We start from the raw sequence: 4,271 nt of genomic DNA, 5'->3' as shown, positions 1-4,271 counted from the left end.
GAGGTCGCGCACGAGCGGCCACGCGTGCGCGAGCAGGTGATGCGCGAGCAAGACCGGCTGGGCGTGCTGCAAGTGCGTGCGACCGGGCATGACCGCAGCGGGATGCGCCTCGGCCTGAGCGACAATCGCCCCGATGAGCGCGCGCACCTCGCCCGCGATCACGGCGCCGTGGTCGCGCAAGTACAGACGGATGAGCGTGGCGATTTGGTCGTTGCGGCTGCGTCCGGCGCGCAACCGGCCGCCGAGCTCGGCTCCGACTGCGTCGACGAGAGCCGCCTCGAGAGCACCATGCACGTCTTCGTCGTCGGGACGGGGCTGCAGGCGTCCGTCTGCCCAGCGTGCCTCGATGTCGTCGAGGCCCTCGAGCATCCGCACCAGTTCGTCGTCGGTCAGGTAGCCCGCGGCTGCCAGCGCGCGAGCGTGCGCGCGCGAGCCTCGAATGTCGTAGCCGCCGAGTTGCCAGTCGAAGTGGGTCGAGCGACTGAGTCGTTGCAGCTCGGGCGAAGGACCGTCGCTAAAGCGCCCGCCCCAGAGCGAGCCCTCGTTCGTGGCGCCGCTCACCGCGCGCCGCCCGACTGTTCGAGCAACCAGACCATGAGCGCCTTTTGCGCGTGCAAGCGGTTCTCGGCCTCGTCCCAAATGACCGACTGCGGGCCGTCGATGACGTCGGCCGTGACTTCGTAGCCGCGGTCGGCCGGCAGGCAGTGGAGGAAGAGCGCGTCGGCCTTTGCGTGCGCCATCATCGCCGGGTCGACGCGATAGGCGCCGAAGGTCGCGACGCGGTGCGCCTTCTCGTCTTCTTTGCCCATCGAGACCCACGTGTCGGTGACGACGACGTCGGCGCCCGTGACCGCGGCGACCGGATCGGTCGTGACGGTGATCGAGCCCCCGGTCTCGGCCGCGCGCCGCTCGGCATCAGCGACGACCGACGCGCTCGGCGCGAACGAATCGGGAGCCGCGATGCGCACGTGCATGCCCGCGGTCGCCCCCGCGAGCAGGTAGGACTGCGCCATGTTGCTCGCGCCGTCACCGAGGAAGGCGACCGTGAGACCCGCGAGGTCTCCCCGGTGTTCACGAATCGTCAGCAGGTCGGCAAGCAGTTGGCACGGGTGAAAGTCGTCGCTCAGGGCGTTGATGACGGGAACCGTCGTGCCCGCGGCCATCTCTTCGAGGCCGGCCTGCGCGTAGGTGCGCCACACGATCGCGGCGACCATGCGCTCGAGCACCCGAGCGGTGTCGCTCGGCGTCTCTTTTCCGCCCAGCTGACTACTCGCCGTCGAGATGATGAGCGGCACGCCGCCGAGGTCGGCGATGCCGACAGCGAAGCTCACGCGCGTGCGGGTCGACGACTTGTCGAAGATGACCGCGACCGTCTGCGGGCCGGCCAGAGGTGTGCGGCCCCAGCGGTCGGCCTTGATTTGCGCGGCAAGGTCGAGAATCTGCGCTTGCTCGGCGGCCGTGATGTCATCGTCGCGCAAAAAGTGTCGAGCGACGGGAGCATGAGCGGTCATGGGGTGGTGGCCTCCAGGCCTACGGCGAGCACGCTCGCGGCGAACAGGGTCAAGAACCGGTCGATCTCAGCATCGCCGATGATGAGCGGTGGCGCGAGGCGGATGCTCTCGTCGTTGGCCGCGTTGATGATGAGCCCGCGATCAAGAGCCTCGGCGACCACGCGCTGCGCGACCGGCGCGGTGAGTCCGATTCCCAGCAGCAACCCGCGGCCGCGCACCTCGGCGACGAGGGGCGAGCCGAGCGACAGGATGCCCTCTCGCAGCTGCTCGCCGCGGCGGGCCGCGTTGCCGACGAGGTCGGCCCGCTCGATTTCGGCGAGCACAGCATCCGCGACTCCCGTCGCGAGTGGATTGCCGCCAAAGGTCGAGCCATGCTGACCGAGCGTGAAGAGCTCGCTCGCGGCACCGCGCGTGACGAGTGCCCCGACGGGCACTCCCCCGCCGATGCCTTTCGCGACGACGACGGCGTCGGGCAGGTCGTCAGCGAGCTCGCGCTGAAACGCGAACCAGTCGCCGGTGCGCCCCGCGCCGGTCTGGATCTCGTCGACGATGAGCAGGGTGCCGTGCTCACGCGTGAGGCGGCGGGCCTCGGCGAGGAACCCCGGCGGCAGCGGCACGACGCCCGCTTCACCCTTGATGGGTTCGAGCACAACGGCCGCGACATCCGGGCCGAGCGCGGCCTCGAGCGCTGCGAGGTCGGTCGGCAGGTGTTCGACACCCGGCACCATCGGCTCGAAGGGCGTGCGCAACGCGGGCTTGCCCGTGAGCGCGAGGGCGCCCATCGTGCGGCCGTGAAAGCCCTGCTCGAACGCGAGAATGCGCGGCCGGCCGGTGCGCCGAGCGAGCTTGAGAGCCGCCTCGATGGCCTCGGCGCCCGAGTTGGCGGGGTAGACCCGGCCGGTCTCGCCACAGCCCGTGAGGCGCACGAGGCGCTCGGCGAAGGCTACCGCTTGCGGGGTCGTGAAGTAGTTGCTGACGTGCAGGGCGCGGCCGGCTTGCGCGGCAATGGCCTCGACGATGACGGGGTGTGCGTGTCCGAGCGAATTGACCGCGATGCCCGCGAGAAAGTCGAGATACTCCCGACCGTCGACATCCCACACGAGGGCCCCGCGCCCGTGATCAAGCACGGCCATGGGGGCCGGGGCCGAGCGCATCGCGACGCGCGCGAATCGCTCGCGCACGGCATCCGTCTGCACACCCGTGATCATGCCGCGGTCACTTCAGTTCCGATGCCCTCTTGCGTGAAGATCTCGAGCAAGATCGAGTGCGGCACGCGTCCGTCGATAATCGCGGCCTTGCCCACTCCCCCGTCGACGGCCTCGAGGCACGCGGCCATCTTGGGGATCATTCCCGACTCGAGGCTCGGCAGCAGCGCCCGCAACTCATCGGCGTCGATCGACGAGACGAGCGAGCTCATGTCGGGCCAGTCGCGGTAGAGCCCGGCCACGTCAGTGAGAATCACGAGCTTCTCGGCCTCGAGTGCCACGGCGAGCGCCGCGGCTGCCGAATCGGCGTTGACGTTGAGGCTCTGACCCGGGTTGTCACCGTCGGGCGCAATCGACGAGACGACCGGGATGCGCCCCGCGTCTAGCTGCGCGAGCACCGCCGCGGGGTCGACCCCCACCACATCACCCACGAGCCCGAGGTCAACCTCAACCCCATCGACCACGACGCCGCGGCGCCGCCCGCGAAACAGTCCCGCGTCTTCGCCCGAGATCGCGGCCGCGAACGGACCGTGCTCGTTGATGAGGCTCACGAGCGATCGGCTGATTTGGCCCGTGAGCACCATGCGCACGACCTCCATGGCCTCCGGGCTCGTCACCCGATAGCCGCCGCGAAACTCGCTTTCGATGCCGAACTTCTCGAGCATCGCCGAAATCTGGGGGCCCCCGCCGTGCACGACCACGGGCCGCAGCCCGACCGTGCGCAGGTAGACCATGTCTTGCGCGAAGGCCCGCTGCAGGTCGTCGCTGACCATGGCGTTTCCGCCGAACTTGATGACGACGACGCGGTCGCGAAAGCGTTGCAGCCACGGCAGCGACTCGATTAGGGTCGCTGCCTTGACGGCGGCTTGGGCGTGATCGTCGGCGACGGAGGCGGGGTCTCTGAGTTCTGTCATGGCGTTAGCTCGCGTAGGCGCTGTTTTCGTGCACGTAGTCGTGGGTGAGGTCGTTGGTGTAGACGGTGGCTGCGGCACTGCCCGCCTTGAGGTCAATGCTCACGTCGATCACGCGACCGCTCAGGTCGACCTCGTCGCGCGGTCGGTCGGGGGCGCCGGCGTGACACAACCGCACGCCGTTGAACGAGACGTCAACGGCATAGGGGTCAAACTCTGCCTGCGTCGTGCCGATCGCGGCGAGAACGCGACCCCAGTTGGGGTCGTTGCCAAACATGGCCGCCTTGAACAGGTTGCTGCGCGCGACCGATCGCGCGACCTCGACGGCATCGTCGTCCGTGACGGCTCCACTCACGGCGATGACAATGTCGTGGCTCGACCCCTCGGCATCAGCTTGCAATTGCCGCATGAGCGACATGCATGCCTCAGTGAGCAGCTCGGTGAACTGCTCAACGGGTGGAGTGACGGCGGATGCTCCGCTCGCCATGAGCGTCACCTGGTCATTGGTCGACATGCACCCGTCAGAGTCGAGGCGGTCGAAGCTCACGCGCGTGGCGGCGCGGAGCGCCCGGTCGAGCTCGGCGGCGGGCAGGTCGGCGTCGGTGGTGAGCACCACCAGCATGGTGGCGAGACCCGGTGCGAGC

General features: G+C 69.2%; 5 protein-coding genes. All 5 read right to left on the bottom strand.

The window, feature by feature from the left end; genetic code table 11:
- On the bottom strand, nt 1–561 hold a 561-nt coding region (locus SFU54_RS08330), incomplete at its 3' end, for a lyase family protein (protein ID WP_319015817.1).
- Complete coding sequence (argF, locus tag SFU54_RS08325; protein WP_319015816.1) at nt 558–1,511, bottom strand: ornithine carbamoyltransferase; 954 nt, start codon at nt 1,509–1,511, stop codon at nt 558–560. The genes SFU54_RS08330 and argF, both read right to left, overlap by 4 nt.
- Entirely contained in the window at nt 1,508–2,719 is a 1,212-nt protein-coding gene (locus SFU54_RS08320; protein ID WP_319015815.1) for an acetylornithine transaminase, read from the bottom strand. Before SFU54_RS08320 ends, argF begins: the two co-directional genes overlap by 4 nt.
- Nucleotides 2,716–3,630 carry an acetylglutamate kinase gene (gene argB, locus SFU54_RS08315; protein WP_319015814.1) on the bottom strand — a complete coding sequence of 305 codons (915 nt, stop codon included), beginning with the start codon at nt 3,628–3,630 and terminating at the stop codon, nt 2,716–2,718. Before argB ends, SFU54_RS08320 begins: the two co-directional genes overlap by 4 nt.
- 4 nt (nt 3,631–3,634) lie before the next feature.
- Nucleotides 3,635–4,271 (bottom strand): bifunctional ornithine acetyltransferase/N-acetylglutamate synthase (locus SFU54_RS08310; protein ID WP_319015813.1); only part of this gene is annotated, 637 nt, incomplete at its 5' end.

This window comes from Microcella sp. (genome assembly GCF_033763155.1).
In the GTDB taxonomy this organism is placed as follows: domain Bacteria; phylum Actinomycetota; class Actinomycetes; order Actinomycetales; family Microbacteriaceae; genus Microcella.
Note: the sequence above shows the minus strand (reverse complement) of the source record. Positions and strands in the feature narration are given on the sequence as shown.